The sequence below is a fragment of the Bradyrhizobium sp. NAS96.2 genome (genome assembly GCF_001908235.1).
Taxonomy (GTDB): Bacteria; Pseudomonadota; Alphaproteobacteria; order Rhizobiales; family Xanthobacteraceae; genus Bradyrhizobium.
Genome location: NZ_LGHK01000174.1, coordinates 1 through 21,816, shown reverse-complemented (window position 1 = coordinate 21,816; position 21,816 = coordinate 1). Strand labels below are relative to the sequence as shown.

The window sequence follows — 21,816 nt, the reverse complement described above, 5'->3', positions numbered from 1 at the left end:
CCTGCCCGACCAGCTCGCGACCACGCTGGCGCGCGCGACCGTCGCCGGCTCCGGCGAGCTGCTGCACCGCTCGGACCTGCCGTCCGCGACATTGCGGCAGAATGTCACCTCGCCCGGCGGCACCACCGCCGCGGCGCTTGAGGTGCTGATGGCGAATGACGGCCTCCAGCCGCTGATGACTAAAGCCATCGCCGCCGCGACGCGACGCTCGAAGGAATTGGCGAAGTAGTTCGCCAACCCGTTCACCGTCACCCCCGCGCATCGGCGCAGCCGATGTCGCTGGAGGTGCGAGCCCTTGCGAGCCTCGAAGGGTGCACGGCCCGTGGCCCATCCTTCGAGGCTCGCCCAGCGGCGCAAATGCGCCGCAAGGCTCGCACCTCCAGCGACATCGGCTGCGCCGATGCGCGGGGATGACGCCGGAACAAGTGGATTCGGCCGCACCAACACCTTCAACTACTTGGCCGAGCCCGACGTCCCGGCAAGTCGCTTATTAAAACTCTCGACATTGATCAGGCCGCGGGCGTGGCGGCCTTCGCCGAGCTTGCGCGTACCCTCGAACGCTTCGACCTCGAAGCGGATCACGCGGCGCTCCACCGTGATCACCTTCGCGGTGGTGCGCACCGTGGCGCCGACGAGCGCAGCGGCAAGGTGGCGGATATCAACCTCGGTGCCGACCGTGACCCAGCCGGGCTGCAGCGCGGCGCGGATCGCATCGCCCGACGCCATCTCCATGTCGAGGATCATCATCGGCGTCGCATAGACCATCGGCATATCAGGCACGAAGTGCCCGACCGTGCGCTCCGGCGGCACCACGAGCATGCGTTCGGCGCTCATGCCGATCTTGATGAAGTCGCGTGCGTCCATAGGTGCCTCAGGAAAACTGTCGTCCCGGCCTTGAGCCGGGACACGTCACCACGAATGCCCGATGTCACGAAAGCTGAAGCCCCAGCGAGCGCAACGACTGACATCGGTGGTTATGGGTCCCTGCTTTCGCAGGGACGACGAAGTAGAATTATTTCTTCGCCGCTGCGGCGCGCTCGACGAACGACTTGCCGCCCTTCATCTTGTGATGCAGCGGCGCTTCGTTGATCTGGATCACGACCGCATCGGCATCGACGCCGAGATTCTTCACCAGCGCCTGCGTGATGTCGCGCATCATGCCGAGTTTCTGCTCGTCGGTGCGGCCGGCGGCCATGCTCACGGTGATCTCAGGCATTGTTACACTCCCTCTTGTTGTCGCGATGGCCAGGCTGTTCCCGGCCATTCACGTCCCCGCGCATCAAACAAGAGGCGGATGCCCGGCACAAGGCCGGGCATCACATCACAAGCGAATGGCTATCCCCACGCCACGTCATGCCGCGCGAGGACCTCGCGGACTTTCGCGACCAGATCGGCCTCCGCGCAGGAGAACTGCGCCGGACGTGTTTCACGCCATTCGTGGTTGGACGCGATCGCAGCCGCCGCCTTGGCGCCTTCGATCAGGTCCTTGATCTGCACCTCGCCGCGCGCCTTTTCGTCCGAGCCCTGGATGATCACGCAAGGCGAATTGCGGCGGTCGGCATATTTGAGCTGGTTGCCCATGTTCTTCGGGTTGCCGAGATAGAGCTCGGCGCGGATGCCCGCCTGGCGCAGCTCTGCAACCATCTTCTGGTAGTCGGCGACGCGATCGCGGTCGAACACGGTGACGACGACGGGCCCGAATCCGGCCTGCGTGTCGAGCTGGCCGAGCATCGTCAGCGCGGCCTGCAGGCGCGACACGCCGATCGAGAAGCCGGTCGCCGGCACCGGCTCACCACGGAAGCGCGAGACGAGGCCGTCATAGCGGCCGCCGCCGCCGACCGAGCCGAACCGCACCGGGCGGCCCTTCTCGTCCTTGGTGTCGAGCAGCAGCTCAACCTCGTAGACCGGGCCGGTGTAATATTCGAGGCCGCGGACGACGGTGGGATCGATGCGGATGCGATCCGCGCCGTAGCCGGACGCCGCGACCAGTTTTGCGATTTCTTCGAGCTCGCTCACGCCGGCCTGCCCCACTTGGCTCTTCGCCAGATAGGTCTCGGCCGCGGCAATGGCCTCTCTCCAATCGGCGCGCTGTTGCGTGATGGCCAAAACGATATCGGCGTCCGCCGGGCTCAAATCGGCGCCCCTGGTGAAGTCGCCCTTGCCCTCTTCGCCGCCATCCCATCGCCCGGGACCAAGCAGCTTGCGAACCTCGTCGGCAGGAAACTTGTCGAGCTTGTCGATTGCGCGCAGCACGGTGAGACGACGGCCGGCATTCTCGTCACCGCCGAGGCCGATGGCCTCCAGCACGCCGTCGAGCACCTTGCGGTTGTTCACCTTCACGACATAGGAGCCGCGCGGAATGCCGAGCGCTTCCATCGTGTCGGCCGCCATCATGCAGATTTCGGCGTCGGCCGCCGGCGTCGCCGAGCCGACCGTATCAGCATCGAACTGCATGAACTGGCGGAAGCGGCCGGGACCGGGCTTCTCGTTGCGGAAGACATAACCGAAGCGATACGACCGATAAGGCTTCGGCAGCGCATCGAAATTCTCGGCGACATAGCGCGCCAGCGGCGCGGTCAAATCGTAGCGCAGCGAGATCCACTGCTCGTCATCATCCTGGAACGAGAACACGCCCTCGTTGGGCCGATCCTGGTCCGGCAGGAACTTGCCGAGCGCGTCGGTGTATTCCATCGCCGGCGTCTCCACCGGCTCGAAGCCATAAAGCTCGTAGACGGCGCGGATCTTCTCGACCATCGCCCGCGTGGCGTTGATCGAGGCCGGGCCGCGATCTTCCAGCCCGCGCGGCAGGCGCGCCTTCAGTTTCTGGGGTTTTTTGGGTTTTTCGGCCATTGGCGGCATTTACCAGCGGACGCGCGAGGCGGCAACCGCTGCCGTCCTTATACGCCGTCATTCCGGGATGGTCCGCAGGACCAGACCCGGAATCTCGAGATTCCGGGTTCAATGCTGCGCATCGCCCCGGAATGACGGTGCCGACTACGCGACGTTTCTGATCCAGTTGTGCGGATCGTTGGTGCGACCGTACTGAATGTCGACCAGCTTCTTGCGCAGCCCCATGGCCACCGGGCCGGCCACGCCGCCGCTGATCTGGAAATCGCCGCTCGCCGAGCACACCTTGCCGATCGGCGAGATCACGGCCGCGGTGCCGCAAGCGAACGCTTCTTTCAGCTTGCCGCTGGCGGCGTCGGCGCGCCACTGCTGGATCGTGTAGGGCTCCTCGCGCACGCGCGTGCCGGCATCCTTGGCGAGCGCGATGATCGAGTCGCGGGTGATGCCGGGCAGGATGGTGCCGAGCGGCGGCGTCAGCAGCGAGCCGTCGTCGAACGCGAAGAAGATGTTCATGCCGCCGAGCTCCTCGATGTAGCGGCGCTCGACCGCATCGAGGAACACGACCTGGTCGCAGCCGCGCTCGATCGCCTCCGCCTGCGCGCGCAGGCTTGCGGCATAATTGCCACCGCACTTCACGGCGCCGGTGCCGCCGATCGCGGCGCGCGTGTAATTCTCCGACACCCAGATCGACACCGGTGCGGGACCGCCCTTGAAGTAGGAGCCGACCGGCGATGCGATGACTGAGAAGATGTATTCCGCCGACGGCTTCACGCCGAGGAAGACCTCGCTCGCGATCATGAACGGCCGCAGATAGAGGCTGCCCTCGCCGCCCGGGATCCAGGCGCGATCGATCCGCACCAGCTGCTCGACCGCCTCGATGAACACATCCTCGGGTAGCGGCGCCATCGCCATGCGCTCGGCCGAATCGTGGAAGCGGCGGGCATTGGCGTCGGGACGGAACAGATTCACACCGCCATCATCGCGCCGGTAGGCCTTGAGACCTTCGAAGATCTCCTGGGCGTAGTGCAGCACCGCGCCGGCCGGATCGAGCGGGAAATTCGCGCGGGCCTCGACGCGGGCGCTGTGCCAGCCCTTGCCCTGGCTGTAGCGGACGATCGCCATGTGGTCGGTGAAGACGCGGCCGAAGCCCGGGTCCACGAGCTTCGCCGCGCGATCCTTGTCGGAGGTCGCATTCGGCGAAGGATGGATGTCGAATTTCAAAGTCATTTTTCTTGCTTTCCGCTGTCGGAACCGGCGCCATAGCGGGCGCCGGCCTGTTTCCCCCGGAGCCAACAGGCTCGGCTGGCCCGGACTTCAGCACCACCGGCCGCACGGGCCGGTTTCTATCGCCAACATGCCGTTTAGACATGCTTTTGCGGAATGCTGAAGTCCAGTATGTTTGCCGAAATGCCGCTCGACAATCGCACGGTAGTCCAATTTGCGGCCCAAACCGCCTCACAGGCTCTTTCAGGCCGACTCAAACGCTGTCGGGAACAAAACGACCTAATGTTTCGTCGTGACAGGCAGTTTTGTAACATTGAACCCAAGATACGTCAATATGACTGACATAAATTTCTCAGGCATAGCTGCCAAGCCCGATTCGCAGGGAGACGATCACGCTCCTGCGGCGGGCGGACGCGACCTGCGCTGGGACATCATCGAGCTCCTGTTCTTCGCTTACCGCGACTTTGTCGGCGACGCCGACCAGGAGCTTGAGGCATTCGGTTTCGGCCGCGCCCACCACCGCGTCATCCACTTCGTCACCCGCTATCCCGGCCTGAAGGTCGCGGACCTGCTCGACGTCCTGCGCATCACCAAGCAATCGCTCGGGCGCGTGCTCAAGCAGCTCTTGGACGAGGGCTACATCGTGCAGAAGACCGGCAACAACGATCGCCGGCAGCGCCTCCTCTACGCGACACCGAAGGGCGAGGCACTGGTCGCCAAGCTCGCAGGGCTGCAGACCGACCGCATCAACCGCGCGATCGCCGGGATCGATCCGGCCGGCGTCGAGACGGTTCGCCAGTTCCTCCGCGCGATGATCGACCGCGACGATCCCGACAAGGTGCTCGAAGCGATCTTCGGCGGCGGCAAGAAAACAAGGGAGTGAACCTGGTGCAGGCTGCAACCATGATGCGCGCGCCGGTCGAGCCGGCCGACGACGCGCCGCATCTCCTGCTGGTCGACGACGACCGGCGTATTCGCGACCTGTTGTCGCGCTTTCTGTCCGGCGAAGGCTATCGCGTCACGACGGCGATGAGCGCCATCGACGCGCGCGCCAAGCTGCTCGGGCTGCATTTCGACCTGCTCATCCTCGACGTGATGATGCCCGGCGAGAACGGCTTCGACCTCGCCCGTTTCATCCGCACCTCCTCCACGGTGCCGATCATCATGCTGACCGCCCGCCACGAGGCGGAGGCCCGCATCGAGGGCCTGCAGATCGGCGCCGACGACTATGTCGCCAAGCCGTTCGAGCCGCGCGAGCTGGTGCTGCGCATCGGCAACATCCTCAAGCGCACCGCGCCGCCGCAAGTCACGGTGGTCGAACAGATCGCGTTCGGCCCCTACATCTTCCACATCGAACGCAGCGAGCTGCGCCAGGGCGAGGAGATCATCCATCTCACCGACCGCGAGCGCGAGATGCTGCGCATCCTCGCCAGCGCCCCCGGCGAGACCGTGCCGCGCGCCGAGCTGACCTCCGGCGGCACCGTCAACGAGCGCGCGGTCGACGTGCAGATCAACCGCCTGCGCCGCAAGATCGAGCACGATCCCGCCAATCCGCTGTTCCTGCAGGCGGTCCGCGGCATCGGCTATCGCCTGGTGGCCTCACCATAAGACATCGCATGAGCACGCTCGACTCCGGCCTGACCCTGATCAAGAACGCCTCGCAGCGCGTCTCGAAGGCGAACGGCTGGATGGGCAATGCGTTCAAGAGCTGGATGCCGACCGGCCTCTACGCCCGCGCGCTGCTGATCATGATCGTGCCGATGGTGATCCTGCAGACCGTGGTGGCGTTCGTGTTCATGGAGCGGCACTGGAACACGGTGACGCGGCGCCTGTCGGCCGCGGTGGTGTCCGACATCGCCGCGTTGATTGACGTCTACAAGAATTATCCGCAAGACAAGGACCGCGCCCAGCTTCGCCACATCGCCCAGAAGCTGCAGCTGGTGGTCGACTTCCTCCCCGCCGGCGACATGCCGCCGCCGGGGCCGAAGCCGTTCTTCTCGCTGCTCGACCAGACCCTGTCGGTGCAGCTCGGCCGCCAGATCAGCCGTCCGTTCTGGATCGACACCGTCGGCAAGTCCAATCTGGTCGAGATCCGCGTGCAGCTCGACGATTCCGTGATGCGGATCTTCGCGCAGCGCAGCGCGGCCTACGCCTCCAATTCGGAGATCTTCATCTTCTGGATGCTCGGCACCTCGACGATCCTCCTGATCGTCGCCGTGCTGTTCCTGCGCAACCAGATCAAGCCGATCTTGCGGCTCGCCGACGCCGCCGAAAGCTTCGGCAAGGGCCGCGAGGCGCCGAACTTCCGGCCGCGCGGCGCGCGCGAGGTGCGGCGCGCGGCCCAGGCCTTCATCGAGATGAAGGCGCGCGTCGAGCGCTCGATCGAGCAGCGCACCGCGATGCTCGCCGGCGTGTCGCACGATTTGCGCACCATCCTGACCCGCTTCAAGCTCGAGCTCGCCCTGATCGGCGAAGGTCCCGAGATCGACGCGATGCGCAAGGACGTCGACGAGATGTCGATGATGCTGGAAGACTACCTCGCCTTCGCGCGCGGCGATTCCGGCGAGGTCGCGCAGCCGACCGACATGGCGATGGCGCTTGAGGAATTGCGCAGCGACGCCGAGCGCCACGGCCACACCGCGACCGTCGCATTCCACGGCCTGCCCGTGGTCACGGTGAAGCCGGCCTCGTTCAAGCGCTGCCTCGCCAACCTCGTGTCCAACGCGGCGCGCCACGCCAACACGATCTCGATCACCGGCCAGCGCGACCACCGCTATCTCAACATCACGGTCGACGACGACGGCCCCGGCATTCCCCCCGCCATGCGCGAGGAAGTGTTCAAGCCGTTCCTGCGGCTCGACGATGCCCGCAACCAGGACGAAGGCGGCAGCGGCCTCGGGCTTGCGATCGCCCGCGACATCGCGCGCTCGCATGGCGGCGATATCATGCTCGGCGAAAGCCCGATGGGCGGCCTGCGGGCGCAGGTGCGGGTGCCGGTGTAACTACCAGCGGTAGGACAAGGTGCCGATCACCTGACGCCGTTCGCCGGCATAGCAGTAGCCGGACTGGCAGGTCTGGTAGCGCGTGTCGAACAGATTGGTGGCATTGACGCGCATGGTGGCGCCGAGGAAGCGCCGGTCGAGCTTGGCCAGATCGTAATCGATCACCGCATCGAACAACGTCGTCGCCGCATTCTGGAACGTGTTCTGGTCGTTGCCGAAGTTCGTCCCGATGTAACGGGCGCCGAGACCAAGCCCGAGCCCTTCGACGGGAACGCTGGACTGGAAGGTGTATTTGCCAAAGGCGGCGAAGGAATTCCGTGGAATGCCGGAGAGCTCATTGCCGGTGGTATCGGGATTGCCCTGCGTGATCACGACGTTGAGATGGGTGTAGGCCGCGGTGAGATCGAATCCCTGCTGGAGCGCCCGCTTCGCCTCGAGCTCCACGCCCTTGGACTCGACCTGCCCGGTTGCGGCCTGGAAGGCCATGTTGCTGGGATCGGTGCGCAAGACATTGTCCTGCGCGATGTCGAACACCGCGGCGGTCAGCAGCACCGGAAGCTGCGGCATCTGGTACTTGATGCCCACCTCCTTCTGTTCGCCGGTGGTCGGTTTGAACGGCGTTCCCGACGCGTCGACGCCGACCTGCGGGCTGAATGACGTCGCGTAGCTGACATAGGGCGCGATGCCGCTGTCGAAGACGTAAGCGAGGCCCGCACGGCCGGTGAAGGCGTTGGCTTTCTGCGTCGACGGCACTCCGTCGAGACCTGCGGTCGTGGTCTGCGACACCCAGCTCTGGCGCCCATTGAGCGTCAAGATGAAGCCGCCGAGCCTGCGCATAGAGGCCGACCTCGTCGGTCGACTGCTTGTTGAAGATCGAGAATGCCGGCGTCGCGATCGCCTGGGCGCCGTAATTCATCGTCAGGAGATTGAGATCGGGAGCTGCTCCGTAGCCGATCTTGTCGTTGTAGCAGGCGTGCCCGTAGTCGACGCCGAACAGCGCCGTGTTCTTGATCGCGCCGCAGGATCGACACGCGGTCGAGGCCATAAGGTTCGATCTTGGGAATGGCGAAGTTGCCGCCGCCCTGGCGCAGGCCGTCGCAATAGATCCCGGTATAGGTGGCATCGAAACCGCGAATGTAGAAACTGTTGAACCGGGGATCATAGCCGAACGCCGTGGTGGTGACGCCGGGCGTATAATTGACGGCGTCCTTGAGCGTCTGAACGTTGCGATCCCTGAGCTCCTTCTGCGTGACGACTGAAAGCGACTGCGGCGTCTCGATCAGCGCCGTGTCGGTCTTGGTGCCGGCCGTGCTGCCGGTCGCGACGTAACCAGTCGTCACGCCGACCGCACCCGCCGCGCCTTCCGGCCGCGGAGCCTGGCTCTGAGCCGGTGCCGCAACTCGACTGCGTCGGCTCGCCGCGACCGCGCGCGAAGACCTGGTGTTCTGACTTGAAGCGGCGGTACGCTTCCTTGCGGCGCCAGGCTGATCCACGGTCACTGCCGGAAGCACATTTGCATTGTTCTGCGGAGAGCTGGTTTGCACCTGAGCGCTCGCGACGTTTGCACCGACTGGTGCAAGCATGACCGAACCAAGAAGCGCTGCGTTGATCGCAGCCGTTGATCCGAGCAAGCCACACCTGCTCCGATACGAAGTCATTCCCACCGAACACACCCCCCAGACTGATCTTGATCGAGCCCGCGTGTTCGTCATTGCGCGGGCATCGAATGGGGCGGACTTCTATCGGCGGGACCGGCGAAATTCCACACGCGCAAAACAGAATCGATTGAAGCGCACACGACGCGCAACACTGGAATGATTCAGGATGCGCAACACTTGAACGATTCAAAACGACATGTTGTCGCAGCGGCCTTTCAGCACGAAGAGTTCGATGTGCGTCGACATTCTCTCGGATCGTTCGAGCATGAGGTACACTGCGTCGTTCAACGATGTCGCACCCGTCGACGTCATCCGCGCGAACGAGCGCGGAGATCCGTCATCCTGAGGTGCGAGCGCAGCGAGTCTCGAAGGATGCACGGCCACCAACCGGGCCGTCGACCCTTCGAGACGCGCTTCGCGCTCCTCAGGGTGACGGGGAGGGATCAGATGGATCGCGCGTCAGTTCAGCGCAAAATTGGTTGGGAAGCTTGTCGTGAGCCGCGCGCAACGATGATGGCCAAAACATCACGGCCTCTCCGCATAGGAGAGGCCGTGTTCGAACGCGCGGGCGGCAGTCGAAGGCGCTGCGCCTTACTTCTGCTTGGGCAACAGGCCCTTCAGCTTTTCCATGTCCTTGATATTCATCTTCATGCCGCCGGGCATGATGATGTCACCGGGCTTCTGGTCGCTCTTGCAGGCGCCGAGCCATTTCGCCTCGATCGTCATCGTGGTGTCGCGGGAGCCGGCCGCGCCGCCCTCGGCATGCGAGGTGCTCTTCACCGTGTAGGCGGAATTGAAATCACCGACGATCTCGGCATGGCTCTGCATCGACATGCCGGCGACGCTGCACACGCTGTCGCTGACATAGCCGGTCGCGGTCTTCTGGACATCCTGCTTGGAGCAGACTTCCTTGGCCATCGGCGAGGCCGCCGCGCTCATCTCCTTGTCGGTGGTCTCGTCGGTGCAGTGCTGCATGGTGATTTCCGGCATCGGACCGCCGGTACGCACCATCTTCATCTCCCACAGACCGGCCTTGCGGATCGGCAGGTCGACGGCGCTTGCGGCGCCGGTGGACAGGACAAGGCAAACGGCAGAGCCAAGCAAGGCAAGCTGTCGGGTCATGCGGCTAGCTCCCGGCTGAACGATTAGGATATGGAGCGGGCTCAGTAGAGCGTGCGCACCGGCCTCTGCGCCGAGCCATAGGGTACCCAGCGGCAAGCGAAGGAGATGTAGCCGCCCGGATAGCGCTGCACCGCAAGGAACTTGACCACCTTGCCGTAGGAGGCGCAGTGGTCGACGGCAAGCTGCCGGGCATCGGTCTGGGCCGCCAGGTTATAGGCGATGATACCGCCGGTATCATTGCCCTTGAACGGCGGCACCGGCTGCATCCAGTCGGCTTGCGCCGGACCAACGGCCAGCATCCCGCAAACGGCAACCAGGCACGCGGCCAATTTCCTTCGCATCGCAGACTCCATTTCGCTGGGTGCCAACATAGAGTGCGCCGGCGACGGTGAAAAGAACGAGCCGGCAGCTAAAGGTGGACTTCTCGGCAGGTGTTGCCGCGCTGCACTTGACCTTGCCGGGGCTTCACGGCACCGTCCGGCGCATCGGATAATCGGGTGGATTCCCATGCGCAACCTGTTCAACTCCCGCAACAAACTCGGCCATAAGCTTGGTCTCGGCGCCGCAGTCCTGGTCGGCATGCTGGCTTTCGGGGGCACGGCCCACGCGGCCAATCCGTTCGAGCTGAATTTCTGGCTGTCCGGACCGCGCTATGACGGCAATGTGGCGCCGTGCGAGAAGGCGCTGGCGGCCATCAGCGATCAATTCCACGAAAAGGAAGCCACCTTCTGGAATTCGCCGCTCGTGATCACCGGCTTCAGCGGGATTCACGAAACCGCATTCCGCCCCTGGCAATCCGACAATATTCCGCGCCGCTACTGCTCGGGTGAGGCGATGCTGAGCGACGGCAAGGTGCGCAAGGTGCACTATTCAATCATCGAGGACGGCGGCTTTTCCGGCTTCAACCAGGGCGTCGAATGGTGCGTCGCCGGGCTTGACCGCAACTGGGCCTATAATCCGTCCTGCAAGGCCGCGCGGCCCTGATCTCCGACCGGATTAGTAAAGCAGAAGCCGCCGCCATTCAGACGGCGGCTTTTGTTCTTGAAATGTTCTGGTAGCCTGCTAGGCTCTGAGCGGTCGCGTGAGGGGAGCGTTTGATGCCTCGGTTGGTCACAATTTCCCGATTTCTGATTTCGATTGCCTTTGTTCTGAGCGGAGCGGTGGGGGCCTCGGCCCAGGATCGCCGCCAGAATGCGCCGGGCGAGTTCGATTTCTACGTGCTGTCACTGTCCTGGTCGCCGTCGTTCTGCGAGGCGGCGAGCGAGCGCGGCAACAACGGACGCGGCACGCAGGCGCAGTGCGGCGGACGGCCCTACTCCTTCGTGGTGCACGGCCTGTGGCCGCAATATGAGCGCGGCTTTCCGGAATACTGCCAGCGCCCCTCGCCGCGGCTCGCCCGCAACATCATGACCTCGATGCTCGACCTGATGCCGGCGCCCGGACTGATCTACAACGAGTGGGACAAGCACGGCACCTGCTCCGGCCTCGGCGAGCGCGCTTATTTCGAAGCCATCCGCAAGGCCCGCGCCGCGGTGAAGATCCCCGAGGAATTCCTGCAATTGTCGGAGCCGAAGACGGTCGCGCCCGACGAACTCGAGACGGCGTTCATCAAGGCCAATCCGGGGCTCAGCAACTCCGCGATCTCGGTGACCTGCGACAGCAAGCGGCTCAGCGAAGTACGGATCTGCCTCAGCAAGGATCTGCAATTCCGGTCCTGCGAGGAAATCGATCGCCGCGCCTGCCGCCGCGATCAGGTGCTGATGCCGCCGGTTCGCGGCGGCTGAAGCCTGCTCCAATTCATCGCCGGGCGGACGCGCGTCGTCGCGCGGAGCGTCCCGGTCGTCGGCGCCGTCACGAAACCGGCGAGATGAGGCGCAGATGCCCGGGAGCCGGCTACGCCAAGGCTTCGCCGAGCTCAGACGTTAACCCCGCCGAAGCTTTAGCGAAGGCCGGGACAGACCGGGCATGACGAAGTACAACATGCGCTCCCTCAGGAGCGCAGCGCGATAACAGCATGAACTACCGTCACGCCTTTCATGCCGGCAACTTTGCCGACGTCATCAAGCACATCGTGCTGGTGCGCATGCTCACCTATTTGCAGGAGAAGCAGACGCCGTTCCGCGTCATCGACACCCATGCCGGCGCCGGCATCTATGATTTGACGTCGAGTGAAGCGCAGCGCGGCGGCGAATGGCTCACCGGCATCGCGCGATTGATGCAGGCGCGGCTCTCCGACAAGGCATTGCCCTTGATCGGGCCCTATCTCGACATCGTCAGGGCATTCAATCCGAGAGGCGAATTGAAAACCTATCCGGGATCGCCGCTGATCGCGCGAGCGCTGCTGCGTCCGCAAGATCGTCTGACGGTGTGCGAACTCGAGGCCGGCGCGCGCAAGCAATTGATCGATGCATTGCGCCGCGACGCGCAGGCGCGCGTCGTCGATCTCGACGGCTGGATGGCGCTGCCCGCATTCGTGCCGCCGAACGAGCGGCGCGGCCTCGTGCTGATCGATCCGCCGTTCGAAGCGAAGGATGAGTTCGAGCGGCTGGCCAGTGCTTTTACGGAAGCGTATGCGAAGTGGCCGACCGGCGCGTACCTTTTGTGGTACCCCGTAAAATCCCGGAGGGCCACCGACGACCTCGCGCGCAGCGTGGCCACTGCAACAGCAAGCAGCAGGCCCGCCGGCAAATGCTTGCGTTTGGAATTCAGTGTGGCGCCGCAAGAAGCCGACGCAGGCCTCGTTTCCACCGGCCTTCTGATAGTGAATCCGCCGTGGACGCTGGCGAACGAGCTGAAGATCATCCTGCCCGAACTCGAGAAGCCGCTTGGTCAGGGCGGCGCGGCACGCTTCAGACTCGAGACGCCTAAACCTTGATCTACAGCACCCACTGAAAAGTTCGATTTTGAGCATAGGCAATTTGCGCGGAACCGTATTATGCTCATCCTGTTACGACTGGCTTTACGTTCCGCTTCCGCGAATGGTTGCGGCGGAGTGACAAGGCCGAAATAAAATCCAGACAGACCGGCGGCGTGACGCCGGCCTGTTCAGGTGGCCAAGCTTCCGACAAGCGAATGTCGGTCAACCGCTGCGCGGCGTGCGCGTAGCGGTGGAGCAATACGGGGGAGGAGTTTCCCGATGGCCATGACTGGGACAGTCAAGTTCTTCAACGGAGAGCGTGGCTACGGCTTCATCAAGCCTGACGATGGCGGCCGCGATGTGTTCGTTCACATCACAGCTGTCGAGCGTGCAGGATTGAAGGACCTGACTGAAGGACAGCGCATTACGTTCGAGGTTGAACCGGACAAGAAGGGCAAAGGCCCGAAAGCCGTCAACCTGGTGGTTTCATGACTAGCCCTCGCGATGCGCGGCTCGTCCTGAACGGCGAATGAAGCGTTGCGTGTGAGTTGATTGCCGGGCGCGTGGCTCGCGCTCGCTGCATGACCACCTGCATGATGCGGACGCGACTGACGGTGCCCGCATATCAGATGCGTGCGGCCGACCGGCCGGCTGCGCTGATGCTGCGGCGTTGACGCTGCCGCGCGCGATGTCGCCCTGACCTGCGCAAAGAAAAACCCGGCCGCGCGAGGCGCGACCGGGAGTTGAGATCAGACGTTTTCTTGTTCTCAGAAGTGATAGTTGATGCCGGCGCGAACCAGGCTGAAGCTGTAGCCGTTCGACGCACCGCCGGTGATCGTGAAGTTGCTGTTGGCGAGATCGACGTAGAGATATTCGATCTTGGCGCTCCAGTGCGGGGCGAAGCCCATTTCGGCGCCGGCGCCGACGGTGAAGCCCGCATTGGTGTGGCTCTCCGTCATGCCGAAGGTCTCGCCGCGCAGTTCGCCGAAGGCGAGACCGCCGGTCGCGTAGAACAGCACGTTGTTGACCGCATAGCCGGCGCGGCCGCGCACCGTGCCGAACCACGGGTTGGAGAATTTCCAGGGCGCGAACCGATCGTCGGCCGTGGTGCCTTGGATATCGGCCTCGAAACCGAACACCCAGGGTGAGCCGTTCTGGAAGTTGTAACCGGCCTGCACGCCGCCGACGAAACCGGACGGCTTGGTCGGGTTGTTCTCGACCGAGCCCCAGCCATAGCCGACATTGCCGCCGAGATAGGGACCTGCCCAGCTGTAGGCATTGAGCGGCTGATAGACGGTGTAGGGCGAGCCGTAGTTGAGGTCGGCCGACGCCGCCGAGGTCGTCCAGCCTGCGACGATCAGTGCCAGCGCACGCGCAACCAACCGGGTCATAGCTACTCTCCACCACGCAACTGCCGCAGCCCGCCGGCCCAGGGCCGGCGTGGTTACGGAACTCCACTTTTTCGCTAAGGTTTATCGAGAGTTTTAAGTTAAAGGGTTGTTAAGCCCGGTTACCGGCCCGCTCATCAGTCTTAACAATGTGTTACCCGCCGGTCGCGGCCGCGGCGCGGGGTCGGTAACCTGCTGCGATCGGGGCTGTTTTCCGGTGCCGCCAACGCTGGCGAGCGGTCTCCCAAGCGCTTAGTTTACGGCCCATGGTTCACGATTCTCCCGAGCGCCCGACGCCGGCCGCCAAGACTGACCTCAAGGCCGCCTCCAAGCCTGATGCCAAGCCGCGGCGCGGTTCAAAGTCCGACCTGCCGCAGGACAACCTGACAAAGGACGACCTGACGCTCGACACAAGCGATGTCGATCCCGAGACCTCAGCCGCCGAGGAGGAGGATGACGCGCGTCTCCCCGAGGCTTCGGAGGACGCCGCCGAGGCGGTCGCCGAGGGGACGCTCTCGGTCGGGCACGCCGCGATCGAGAACGCGGTGCGGCTCGCCCCGACCTCGCCCGGCGTCTACCGCATGCTCAATGCCGCCGACGACGTGCTCTATGTCGGCAAGGCGAAGAACGTCAAAAAGCGGCTGTCGTCCTATGCGCGCGCCAACGCGCCGCTGCCGGCGCGCATCCTGCGCATGATCGCGGCGACCACGCATGTCGAGATCGTCTCGACTATGACCGAGACCGAGGCGCTGCTGCTCGAAGCCAACCTGATCAAGCAGCTCCGCCCGCGCTTCAATGTGCAGCTGCGCGATGACAAATCGTTTCCCTATATTCTGATCTCGGGCGATCACTGGGCGCCGCAGATCCTCAAGCATCGCGGCGCGCAGTCGCGGCCCGGGCGCTATTTCGGCCCGTTCGCCAATGCAGGCGCGGTCAACCGCACCATCACGGCGCTGCAGCGCGCGTTCCTGATCCGCTCCTGCACCGACGGCTTCTTCGAAAGCCGCACCCGGCCCTGCCTGCTCTATCAGATCAAGCGATGTGCAGGCCCCTGCACGCGCGAGATCGATTTCCCCGGCTATAGCGAGCTGGTGCGCGAGGCGACCGAATTCCTCTCCGGCCGCAGCCACGCCGTGAAGGAGTTGCTCGCGGCAGAGATGGAGAAGGCCTCCGGCGAACTCGAGTTCGAGACCGCAGCGCTGTACCGCGACCGCCTCGCGGCGCTGTCGGCGATCCAGTCGCAGCAGGGCATCAATCCGCGCACGGTCGAAGAGGCCGACGTGTTCGCGATCCACCAGGAAGGCGGCTATTCCTGCGTCGAGGTGTTCTTCTTCCGCACCGGCCAGAACTGGGGCAACCGCGCCTATTTCCCGAAGGCCGAGAAGAGCTTCACGCCCGAGGAGGTGCTGTCCTCGTTCCTCGCGCAATTCTACGACGACAAGCCGCCGCCGAAACTGATCCTGCTGTCGCACGAGATCGAGGAAAGCGCGCTGCTCGCGGACGCGCTGTCGGTGAAGGCCGGATCCAAGGTCGAGGTCTCCGTGCCCAAGCGCGGCGAGAAGAAGGAGCTGATCGGCCACGCGCTGACCAATGCGCGCGAGGCGCTCGGCCGCAAGCTCGCCGACACCGCGACGCAGAGCCGGCTGCTGGAAGGCATGGTCACGACGCTCGGCCTGCCGCACACACTGCGGCGCATCGAGGTCTACGACAACAGCCACATACAGGGCACCAACGCGGTCGGCGCGATGATCGTGGCGGGACCCGACGGGTTCATGAAGAACCAGTACCGCAAGTTCAATATCAAGTCCGAAGGGCTGACGCCCGGCGACGACTACGGGATGATGCGCGAGGTGCTGGAGCGCCGCTTCAAGCGGCTGCTGAAGCCGCCGGAGGGCGAGGCGGCCAAGGTCGACGACAAGGCGGACGACGACTCGTTCCCGCAATGGCCCGATCTCGTGATCATCGACGGCGGCCGCGGGCAGCTCAACGCGGTCAGGGAGATTTTCGCAAATCTCGGGCTGACCGGGGTCTCGCTGATGGCGGTCGCCAAGGGGCCGGACCGCGATGCCGGGCGCGAGACCCTGTTCATGCCGGACCGGGAGGCCATCAAGCTGGAGCCGCGCGACCCGGTGCTGTATTTCATCCAGCGGCTGCGCGACGAGGCCCACCGCTTCGTGATCGGCTCGCACCGCAAGCTGCGCAAGAAGGACATCCGCGAGGCCGGCCTGCAGGAGATCCCGGGCATTGGGCCGTCGCGCAAACGTGCCTTGCTGCACCACTTCGGAACGCTCAAGGAGATCGAGCGGGCCTCGATCGCCGACCTTGGCAAGGTTCCCGGCGTCAGCGCCGAGAGCGCCCGCAAGATTTTCGAGTTTTTCCACGCCCAGCCGGGTTAAACCAAAGGCGAGTCATCAGGGCGTCGCCTGCGACAGGGCATCTAGGGCATGATGCGGAAAAGTGTCAGGCAACGTTCCGAAAAGATCATGCTTAAACAACGAGCTAAGGCGCCATGACGATTCCACGTAATGTTGCCGCGCTTTGGCGCCCGCACGGTTGACCTTCTCGCTTCAGCGGTATTGGTAGAACGGATGAACATCGCCACGACCCGGGGACAGACCAAGACCATGTCCCTCCCGAATATCCTGACCTACGCCCGGATCGCCGCCATTCCGGTGGTGATCGGCTGCGTCTACTGGCAGTCGATCCTGGACGGCCCGTTGTGGCTGCGCTGGGTGGCGCTGGCGGTATTCATTGCGGCAGGAATCACCGACTATCTCGACGGCTATTACGCCCGGATGTGGGACCAGCAGTCCGCGTTCGGCCGGATGCTCGATCCGATCGCCGACAAGCTATTGGTCGCATCGAGCCTCTTGATGCTGGCCGCCGACAATTCAATCCACGGCTGGACGCTGTGGGCGGCGATCGTGATCCTGTGCCGCGAGATCCTGGTCTCGGGCCTGCGCGAATATCTCGCGGGGCTCAGGGTCAGCGTTCCCGTCACCAAGCTTGCGAAATGGAAGACGACGATCCAGCTGGTGGCGATCGGCTTTTTGATCGCCGGCGAAGCGGGCGAGCAGGTCTTCCCGGCCACCACCCTGATCGGCATCGTGCTGCTGTGGATGTCGGCGATCTTCACGATCTATACCGGCTGGGATTACTTCCGCGCCGGCATCCATCACCTCATCAAGGAGGATGAGGGATGAAGCTGAAATATTTCGCCTGGGTGCGTGAACGGATCGGCAAGGCCGAAGAGACCGTCGAGCCGCCGGCCGAGGTGCGCACCGTCGCCGACCTGATCGGCTGGCTGACCGCGCGCGACGATGCCTATGCTTATGCGTTCGAGAAGCCCACGGTGATCCGCGCCGCGATCGACCACGCCCATGTCAAGCAGGATGCGGCAATCATCGGCGCCCGCGAGATCGCGTTCTTCCCGCCGATGACCGGCGGCTAGATCTACTTATGACCGTTACTGCGACCATCCGTATCCAGGAAGCCGACTTCGACGTCGCGCAGGAGATCGCTGGCCTCAGCAAGGGCCGCACCGATGTCGGCGCGGTGGTCAGCTTCAGCGGCATCTGCCGCGGCAGCGAACAAGGCGAGCCGATCGCCGCCCTGACGCTCGAACATTATCCCGGCATGGCCGAAGCCGAGATTTCGCGCCACGCCGACGAGGCGCTGTCGCGCTGGCCGTTGCAGGGCCTCACAATCATCCATCGCTTCGGCCGGATCGCGCCGGGCGAGAACATCGTGCTGGTCGTCACTGCCTCGGCGCACCGGCAGGCCGCGTTCGAGGCCGCCGAGTTCCTGATGGATTATCTCAAGACCAACGCGCCGTTCTGGAAGCGCGAGGAAAGCGCGCGCGGCACGAATTGGATCGAGGCGCGCGACCATGACGACGCGGCCGCCGCGCGCTGGACCAAATCCTGATGGCCAAGCGCAGCAAAGTGCCGGCCAAAGTGCAGGCAAAGCGCAGCCCGGCCGCGCCGAAAGCACCGAAGGTCGGTGCCGGCGAGCTTCACCGCCTGTTCGATTACCTGCGCTACGCAGTGAGCCGCTTCAACGCCGCAAAGCTGGTGTTCGCGCACGGCACCACCGATCCGGTGGCCGAGGCCGCGTTCCTGATCACTGAGACGCTGCATTTGCATCCCGATCAGTTCGAGAATTTCGCGACCGCGCGCGTGACGCTTGCCGAAGGCAAGCAGATCCTCGACCTGATCGAGCGGCGGATCGCGACGCGCAAGCCGGCCGCCTATCTCGTCAACAAGGTCTATATGCGCGGCCTGCCGTTCTATGTCGACGAGCGCACCATCGTGCCGCGCTCCTTCATCGGCGAATTGCTGGATTCGCATTTCGGCGGCGACGAGGACGGCACCTCGCTGATCGGCGATCCCGCGGAGGTCGAGAGCGTGCTCGACCTCTGCACCGGCTCCGGCTGCCTTGCGATTCTGGCGGCCCGGCATTTTGCCAACGCCGCGGTCGACGCAGTCGACATCTCAAAGGATGCGCTCGAGGTCGCCGCGCGCAACGTCACCGACCATGGCCTCGACGACCGCCTGACGCTCTATCGCGGCGATCTGTTCAAGCCGCTCGGCGACAACAGATACGATCTGATCATTTCCAACCCGCCCTATGTCGACGCCGAAGGCATGGCGGCACTGCCGCGCGAGTGCCGCGCCGAACCGAAGATCGCGTTCGACGGCGGCACTGACGGGCTCGATATCGTCCGCTGCCTGCTCGATCAGGCCAAGCGGCATCTGACCCCGCAGGGCGGGCTGCTCTGCGAGATCGGCCGCGGCCGCGACAATCTCGAGGCCGCCTATCCCAACCTGCCGCTGCTCTGGCTCGACACCGAGGACTCCGAGGGCGAGGTGTTCTGGATCGCCGCCGCCGACCTCTGAGCGGCCCGGCGCGGCCGATCCGGACCAATACGGAGCCGGACTGCGCAGCAGGATCGGGCGAAACGAAAATCGTGTGCAGTTCCAGCCGGTTCCGAAGATCGCAGGCCCGTCGAATCAACAATGGTGCTAAGCTTGCGCGCCGGGGATGTTCGGACGGAGGGCGCGGGCGCGCGACATGATTCGCATTTCGACGATCTTCATCGCCATCTGCATGGTGCTGGTCGCAGCCTCGCTCGGCTTCGTCCTGTATTCGGTGGCGGGCATCAGCGGATCGGAATCGGCGATCGTGGCGCTCACCGCCCTCACCTGCCTGATCCTCTACAACGCCGTCTCGATGCGGTTGCGCGACCGCAGCGATGTCGGCGGCCAGATCGCGGATCTGTCGCGCGGCACCGCCGACCTCGCCCGCCAGGTCGCCGAATTCGGCCGCCGCCTGGCCGCGGCCGAGGGCCGGATCGCTTCGGCCAATTCCACCGGGGCCGACCGGATGCAGGGCATGGCCGGCGAGATCAACGAGCTTGGCGGACTGGTGCGGCAGCTTGCGGCATCCGTCGCCCATCATGAGGAGCTGCTGGCAGCGACTCCCGTGGCGCAGCCGGCCGCCTCGCCGCGCGACGATCTGTTGCAACCGGCCGCGCCGGCCCCGACCGTCGTATTCGCGCCCCCCGCCGCCAGTTGCGCCTCCGCCGCCGATCTCACGCAGCCAGACCCAACTCGTTGCCGCGATCAGGCATGCGATCGACGAGAACCGGCTCGACATCTACCTGCAGCCGATGGTGACGCTGCCGCAGCGCAAGGTGCGCTATTACGAGGCGGTGACGCGGCTGCGCGACGAGCGCGACCAGGTGCTTGCCGCCGACGATTTCATCGAGGCCGCCGAGGCCGGCGGCCTGATCGGCCGCATCGATCACATGGTGATGCTTCGCTGCGTCCAGGTGCTGCGCCGCCTGATGATCCGCAGCAAGGATGTCGGCGTGTTCTGCAACGTTTCGGCGGCGACGCTGGCCAGTTCCGAGCATTTCACCCAGTGCCTCGACTTCCTCGAGGCCAACCGCGCGCTGGCGCCGTCCTTCGTGCTCGAGTTCAAGCAGGCGACCTTCCGCAATCTCGGCCCGGTCGAAAGCGAGAACCTCGCGGCGCTGTCGCAGCGCGGCTACCGGTTCTCGATCGACCATGTCAGCGACCTTCGCCTCGAGCCGCGCGAGCTCGCCGATCGCGGCGTCCGCTTCATCAAGGTGCCGGCCGCACTGCTGCTCGACACCAGGCAGAGCGCGACGTCAGATATCCATCCGTCCGATCTGTCCGACCTGCTCGGCCGCTTCGGCATCGACCTGATCGCCGAACGGATCGAGGGCGAGCGCTCGGTGGTCGACCTGCTCGACTACGATGTCCGGTTCGGCCAGGGCTTCCTGTTCGCGCCGCCGCGACCGTTGCGGCCGGAAGGGGCATCTGCTACCGCCGAAACTCCGCAGGCCAAACCCCAGGACCTCAATGGCGCCGCCACTTCAGCACCTGTCTCCAGCCCAACAGCGCCGCCGCGCGCAACCGGCAGCGCCGCGCTGGCGCGCCGCGCGCTCGGTCCGAACTAGTCAACGGCCTGCATCATGACGTCATTGCGCTTCGTGGAGCAATTGCGCGACCTTGTCGGCGATGTCGACGTCGTGTTGTCGGACATCTGGGGCGTCGTGCACAACGGGCTCGAGTCCTTTCCCGAGGCCTGCGAGGCCCTGCACACGTTCCGCCAGCGCGGCGGCACGGTCATCCTGATCACCAACGCGCCGCGGCCGGCCGATTCCGTGCAGCGCCAGCTGCGCAAGCTCGGCGTTGCGGACGAGGCCTATGACGCGATCGTCTCCTCCGGCGACCTGACGCGCCACTTCGTGGCCGACCATCCCAGCCAGAAGATCTTCTGGATCGGCCCCGAGCGCGACAGCTCGATCCATCGCGGCCTCGACGCCACCATGGTGCCGCTGGAGCAGGCCGACTACATCATCTGCACCGGCCTGTTCGACGACGAGACCGAATCCGCCGAAGATTATCGCGACACGCTGCTGAATGCGCTCGAGCGCAAGCTCACGCTGGTCTGCGCCAATCCGGACATCGTGGTCGAGCGCGGCGACCGGCTGATCTATTGCGCCGGCGCGGTCGCCGAACTCTATCGCGAGCTCGGCGGCGAGGTGATCTTCTACGGCAAGCCGCACCGGCCGATCTACGAGCGCGCCATGGCGCTGGCGACCGAACGCCGCGGACATCCGACCGAACGCAGCCGCGTGCTCGCGATCGGCGATTCCGTGCGCACCGATCTTGCCGGCGCCCTTGGCTTCGGCATCGATCTCCTGTTCGTCACCCGCGGCATTCATTCCGAACAGTTCGAGGGCATCGAGCAGCTCGATGCGGCCTCGATCAAGGAATTGTTCGGCCACCCGCCCCGCGCGCTGATGCGCGAGCTGAAGTGGTAGCGGGCCAACTCCGCAGGGGCCCGCTGCCAAAATATCGAAAACAACCCCATGCAAAGGAGCCCACGGCGCCGGGCGTTCGACCGGACGCCTTGACACGTCGGGCAACTCAGGGGCATACTTCTAATATTCCGAAATTGTGCCAGACGCCCCTCGCCGCAGGGCCATCGCATATGGCATTTGCGAGCTTCTGCAGCTGACGTTTCCGCGTCGTTCCTAAAACAGGATGAGTTTGGATCGAATCGGCTTGGCGCGATCTCGGTTCACCTCTCCCCGTCGGGGAGAGGTCGGATTGCGAAGCAATCCGGGTGAGGGCTCTTGCTCCCTCGATAGACCATAACCCCTCACCCGATTTGCTACGCAA

General features: G+C 64.7%; 24 protein-coding genes and 1 pseudogene. 15 read left to right on the top strand and 10 right to left on the bottom strand.

Going from position 1 to position 21,816, the window contains the following annotated elements; all coding sequences use genetic code 11:
• Positions 1-229, top strand: a 229-nt coding sequence (locus tag AC628_RS31205; protein WP_283806723.1) for a pyrroline-5-carboxylate reductase dimerization domain-containing protein, incomplete at its 5' end; no start/stop codon positions are given.
• Positions 230-453: 224 nt separating this feature from the next.
• Here AC628_RS31205 and AC628_RS31200 read toward each other — a convergent pair.
• The 4 genes from AC628_RS31200 to AC628_RS31185 all read right to left on the bottom strand — a co-directional run bounded on the left by AC628_RS31200 (position 454) and on the right by AC628_RS31185 (position 4,074).
• A complete protein-coding gene (locus AC628_RS31200; RefSeq protein ID WP_074130615.1) occupies positions 454-864 on the bottom strand; it encodes a thioesterase family protein in 411 nt (136 codons plus the stop codon).
• 148 nt (positions 865-1,012) lie between these two features.
• Positions 1,013-1,216 (bottom strand): tautomerase family protein, encoded by a 204-nt coding sequence (locus AC628_RS31195; RefSeq protein ID WP_018269806.1) that lies wholly within the window; start codon positions 1,214-1,216, stop codon positions 1,013-1,015.
• A gap of 119 nt (positions 1,217-1,335) precedes the next feature.
• The gene (hisS, locus tag AC628_RS31190; protein WP_143201896.1) at positions 1,336-2,850 is read right to left on the bottom strand and encodes a histidine--tRNA ligase; all 1,515 of its coding nucleotides are present in this window, start codon (positions 2,848-2,850) and stop codon (positions 1,336-1,338) included.
• Between the two features lie 144 nt (positions 2,851-2,994).
• Complete coding sequence (locus AC628_RS31185) at positions 2,995-4,074, bottom strand: branched-chain amino acid aminotransferase (RefSeq protein WP_074130613.1); 1,080 nt, start codon at positions 4,072-4,074, stop codon at positions 2,995-2,997.
• A gap of 331 nt (positions 4,075-4,405) precedes the next feature.
• On the opposite strand from AC628_RS31185, the gene AC628_RS31180 reads away from it, so the two are divergent.
• From AC628_RS31180 to AC628_RS31170, 3 genes are read left to right on the top strand one after another with little or no spacing between them, the layout of a single operon-like run.
• Complete coding sequence (locus AC628_RS31180; RefSeq protein ID WP_074130612.1) at positions 4,406-4,954, top strand: MarR family winged helix-turn-helix transcriptional regulator; 549 nt, start codon at positions 4,406-4,408, stop codon at positions 4,952-4,954.
• A gap of 20 nt (positions 4,955-4,974) precedes the next feature.
• Positions 4,975-5,679 carry a response regulator transcription factor gene (locus AC628_RS31175; RefSeq protein WP_502689794.1) on the top strand — a complete coding sequence of 235 codons (705 nt, stop codon included), beginning with the start codon at positions 4,975-4,977 and terminating at the stop codon, positions 5,677-5,679.
• A gap of 8 nt (positions 5,680-5,687) precedes the next feature.
• Positions 5,688-7,073 (top strand): ATP-binding protein, encoded by a 1,386-nt coding sequence (locus AC628_RS31170; RefSeq protein WP_074130610.1) that lies wholly within the window; start codon positions 5,688-5,690, stop codon positions 7,071-7,073.
• Here the strand turns inward: AC628_RS31170 and AC628_RS45585 are convergent, their stop codons facing one another.
• From AC628_RS45585 to AC628_RS31155, 4 genes are all read right to left on the bottom strand, one after another.
• Positions 7,074-7,910 (bottom strand): TonB-dependent siderophore receptor, encoded by an 837-nt coding sequence (locus AC628_RS45585; protein ID WP_245321412.1) that lies wholly within the window; start codon positions 7,908-7,910, stop codon positions 7,074-7,076.
• Positions 7,883-8,704: a TonB-dependent receptor plug domain-containing protein gene (locus tag AC628_RS45580; protein WP_245321410.1), complete on the bottom strand. Its 822-nt coding sequence runs from the start codon at positions 8,702-8,704 to the stop codon at positions 7,883-7,885. The genes AC628_RS45585 and AC628_RS45580 overlap by 28 nt, the downstream gene beginning before the upstream one ends.
• A gap of 618 nt (positions 8,705-9,322) precedes the next feature.
• A complete protein-coding gene (locus AC628_RS31160) occupies positions 9,323-9,853 on the bottom strand; it encodes a DUF3617 domain-containing protein (RefSeq protein WP_050424909.1) in 531 nt (176 codons plus the stop codon).
• A gap of 41 nt (positions 9,854-9,894) precedes the next feature.
• On the bottom strand, positions 9,895-10,194 hold the full coding sequence (locus AC628_RS31155) for a hypothetical protein (RefSeq protein ID WP_074130617.1): 300 nt from the start codon (positions 10,192-10,194) through the stop codon (positions 9,895-9,897).
• Positions 10,195-10,360: 166 nt separating this feature from the next.
• Between AC628_RS31155 and AC628_RS31150 the strand changes: the two genes are divergently transcribed.
• From AC628_RS31150 to AC628_RS31135, 4 genes are all read left to right on the top strand, one after another.
• Complete coding sequence (locus AC628_RS31150; protein ID WP_074130609.1) at positions 10,361-10,837, top strand: hypothetical protein; 477 nt, start codon at positions 10,361-10,363, stop codon at positions 10,835-10,837.
• Between the two features lie 113 nt (positions 10,838-10,950).
• Positions 10,951-11,637, top strand: coding sequence for a ribonuclease T2 family protein (locus AC628_RS31145; protein WP_074130608.1), 687 nt, complete (start codon positions 10,951-10,953; stop codon positions 11,635-11,637).
• Positions 11,638-11,867: 230 nt separating this feature from the next.
• A complete protein-coding gene (locus AC628_RS31140) occupies positions 11,868-12,728 on the top strand; it encodes a 23S rRNA (adenine(2030)-N(6))-methyltransferase RlmJ (protein ID WP_074130607.1) in 861 nt (286 codons plus the stop codon).
• 261 nt (positions 12,729-12,989) lie between these two features.
• On the top strand, positions 12,990-13,202 hold the full coding sequence (locus tag AC628_RS31135) for a cold-shock protein (RefSeq protein ID WP_016844477.1): 213 nt from the start codon (positions 12,990-12,992) through the stop codon (positions 13,200-13,202).
• Positions 13,203-13,477: 275 nt separating this feature from the next.
• Here AC628_RS31135 and AC628_RS31130 read toward each other — a convergent pair whose 3' ends face one another.
• Positions 13,478-14,101, bottom strand: a complete 624-nt coding sequence (locus tag AC628_RS31130; protein ID WP_050424905.1) for an outer membrane protein — start codon at positions 14,099-14,101, stop codon at positions 13,478-13,480.
• Positions 14,102-14,364: 263 nt separating this feature from the next.
• Here AC628_RS31130 and uvrC point away from each other — a divergent pair, with 263 nt between their 5' ends.
• From uvrC to prmB, 5 genes are all read left to right on the top strand, one after another.
• Positions 14,365-16,494: an excinuclease ABC subunit UvrC gene (gene uvrC / locus AC628_RS31125; RefSeq protein WP_143201895.1), complete on the top strand. Its 2,130-nt coding sequence runs from the start codon at positions 14,365-14,367 to the stop codon at positions 16,492-16,494.
• Between the two features lie 192 nt (positions 16,495-16,686).
• Positions 16,687-17,301, top strand: a complete 615-nt coding sequence (gene pgsA / locus AC628_RS31120) for a CDP-diacylglycerol--glycerol-3-phosphate 3-phosphatidyltransferase (protein ID WP_016844474.1) — start codon at positions 16,687-16,689, stop codon at positions 17,299-17,301.
• Positions 17,298-17,549: a molybdopterin converting factor subunit 1 gene (gene moaD / locus AC628_RS31115; RefSeq protein ID WP_074130606.1), complete on the top strand. Its 252-nt coding sequence runs from the start codon at positions 17,298-17,300 to the stop codon at positions 17,547-17,549. The genes pgsA and moaD overlap by 4 nt, the downstream gene beginning before the upstream one ends.
• Before the next feature lie 8 nt (positions 17,550-17,557).
• Positions 17,558-18,025: a molybdenum cofactor biosynthesis protein MoaE gene (locus AC628_RS31110; protein WP_074130605.1), complete on the top strand. Its 468-nt coding sequence runs from the start codon at positions 17,558-17,560 to the stop codon at positions 18,023-18,025.
• Complete coding sequence (gene prmB, locus AC628_RS31105) at positions 18,025-18,996, top strand: 50S ribosomal protein L3 N(5)-glutamine methyltransferase (RefSeq protein WP_074130604.1); 972 nt, start codon at positions 18,025-18,027, stop codon at positions 18,994-18,996. The genes AC628_RS31110 and prmB overlap by 1 nt, the downstream gene beginning before the upstream one ends.
• Positions 18,997-19,122: 126 nt before the next feature.
• On the opposite strand, the gene AC628_RS45575 is transcribed toward prmB, so the two are convergent.
• Positions 19,123-19,293: a hypothetical protein gene (locus AC628_RS45575; protein WP_245321414.1), complete on the bottom strand. Its 171-nt coding sequence runs from the start codon at positions 19,291-19,293 to the stop codon at positions 19,123-19,125.
• Here AC628_RS45575 and AC628_RS31100 point away from each other — a divergent pair.
• Positions 19,211-20,585 (top strand): annotated as a pseudogene (locus AC628_RS31100) (EAL domain-containing protein). The gene AC628_RS45575 and the pseudogene AC628_RS31100 overlap by 83 nt on opposite strands.
• 15 nt (positions 20,586-20,600) lie before the next feature.
• Positions 20,601-21,455, top strand: a complete 855-nt coding sequence (locus AC628_RS31095) for a TIGR01459 family HAD-type hydrolase (RefSeq protein WP_074130603.1) — start codon at positions 20,601-20,603, stop codon at positions 21,453-21,455.
• Positions 21,456-21,816: the final 361 nt, after the last annotated feature.

What these genes read in the sequence shown, in the direction of transcription:
- uvrC (WP_143201895.1), top strand. Translation starts at nt 14,365, where the DNA reads ATGGTTCACGATTCTCCCGAGCGCCCGACGCCGGCCGCCAAGACTGAC.
- AC628_RS31135 (WP_016844477.1), top strand. Translation starts at nt 12,990, where the DNA reads ATGGCCATGACTGGGACAGTCAAGTTCTTCAACGGAGAGCGTGGCTAC.
- AC628_RS31130 (WP_050424905.1), bottom strand. Translation starts at nt 14,101, where the DNA reads ATGACCCGGTTGGTTGCGCGTGCGCTGGCACTGATCGTCGCAGGCTGG.
- AC628_RS31140 (WP_074130607.1), top strand. Translation starts at nt 11,868, where the DNA reads ATGAACTACCGTCACGCCTTTCATGCCGGCAACTTTGCCGACGTCATC.
- AC628_RS45585 (WP_245321412.1), bottom strand. Translation starts at nt 7,910, where the DNA reads ATGCGCAGGCTCGGCGGCTTCATCTTGACGCTCAATGGGCGCCAGAGC.
- AC628_RS31150 (WP_074130609.1), top strand. Translation starts at nt 10,361, where the DNA reads ATGCGCAACCTGTTCAACTCCCGCAACAAACTCGGCCATAAGCTTGGT.
- prmB (WP_074130604.1), top strand. Translation starts at nt 18,025, where the DNA reads ATGGCCAAGCGCAGCAAAGTGCCGGCCAAAGTGCAGGCAAAGCGCAGC.
- AC628_RS31180 (WP_074130612.1), top strand. Translation starts at nt 4,406, where the DNA reads ATGACTGACATAAATTTCTCAGGCATAGCTGCCAAGCCCGATTCGCAG.
- AC628_RS31170 (WP_074130610.1), top strand. Translation starts at nt 5,688, where the DNA reads ATGAGCACGCTCGACTCCGGCCTGACCCTGATCAAGAACGCCTCGCAG.
- AC628_RS31095 (WP_074130603.1), top strand. Translation starts at nt 20,601, where the DNA reads ATGACGTCATTGCGCTTCGTGGAGCAATTGCGCGACCTTGTCGGCGAT.
- AC628_RS31195 (WP_018269806.1), bottom strand. Translation starts at nt 1,216, where the DNA reads ATGCCTGAGATCACCGTGAGCATGGCCGCCGGCCGCACCGACGAGCAG.
- AC628_RS31160 (WP_050424909.1), bottom strand. Translation starts at nt 9,853, where the DNA reads ATGACCCGACAGCTTGCCTTGCTTGGCTCTGCCGTTTGCCTTGTCCTG.
- AC628_RS31185 (WP_074130613.1), bottom strand. Translation starts at nt 4,074, where the DNA reads ATGACTTTGAAATTCGACATCCATCCTTCGCCGAATGCGACCTCCGAC.
- moaD (WP_074130606.1), top strand. Translation starts at nt 17,298, where the DNA reads ATGAAGCTGAAATATTTCGCCTGGGTGCGTGAACGGATCGGCAAGGCC.
- pgsA (WP_016844474.1), top strand. Translation starts at nt 16,687, where the DNA reads ATGAACATCGCCACGACCCGGGGACAGACCAAGACCATGTCCCTCCCG.
- AC628_RS31110 (WP_074130605.1), top strand. Translation starts at nt 17,558, where the DNA reads ATGACCGTTACTGCGACCATCCGTATCCAGGAAGCCGACTTCGACGTC.
- AC628_RS31200 (WP_074130615.1), bottom strand. Translation starts at nt 864, where the DNA reads ATGGACGCACGCGACTTCATCAAGATCGGCATGAGCGCCGAACGCATG.
- AC628_RS31175 (WP_502689794.1), top strand. Translation starts at nt 4,975, where the DNA reads ATGATGCGCGCGCCGGTCGAGCCGGCCGACGACGCGCCGCATCTCCTG.
- AC628_RS31155 (WP_074130617.1), bottom strand. Translation starts at nt 10,194, where the DNA reads ATGCGAAGGAAATTGGCCGCGTGCCTGGTTGCCGTTTGCGGGATGCTG.
- hisS (WP_143201896.1), bottom strand. Translation starts at nt 2,850, where the DNA reads ATGGCCGAAAAACCCAAAAAACCCCAGAAACTGAAGGCGCGCCTGCCG.
- AC628_RS31145 (WP_074130608.1), top strand. Translation starts at nt 10,951, where the DNA reads ATGCCTCGGTTGGTCACAATTTCCCGATTTCTGATTTCGATTGCCTTT.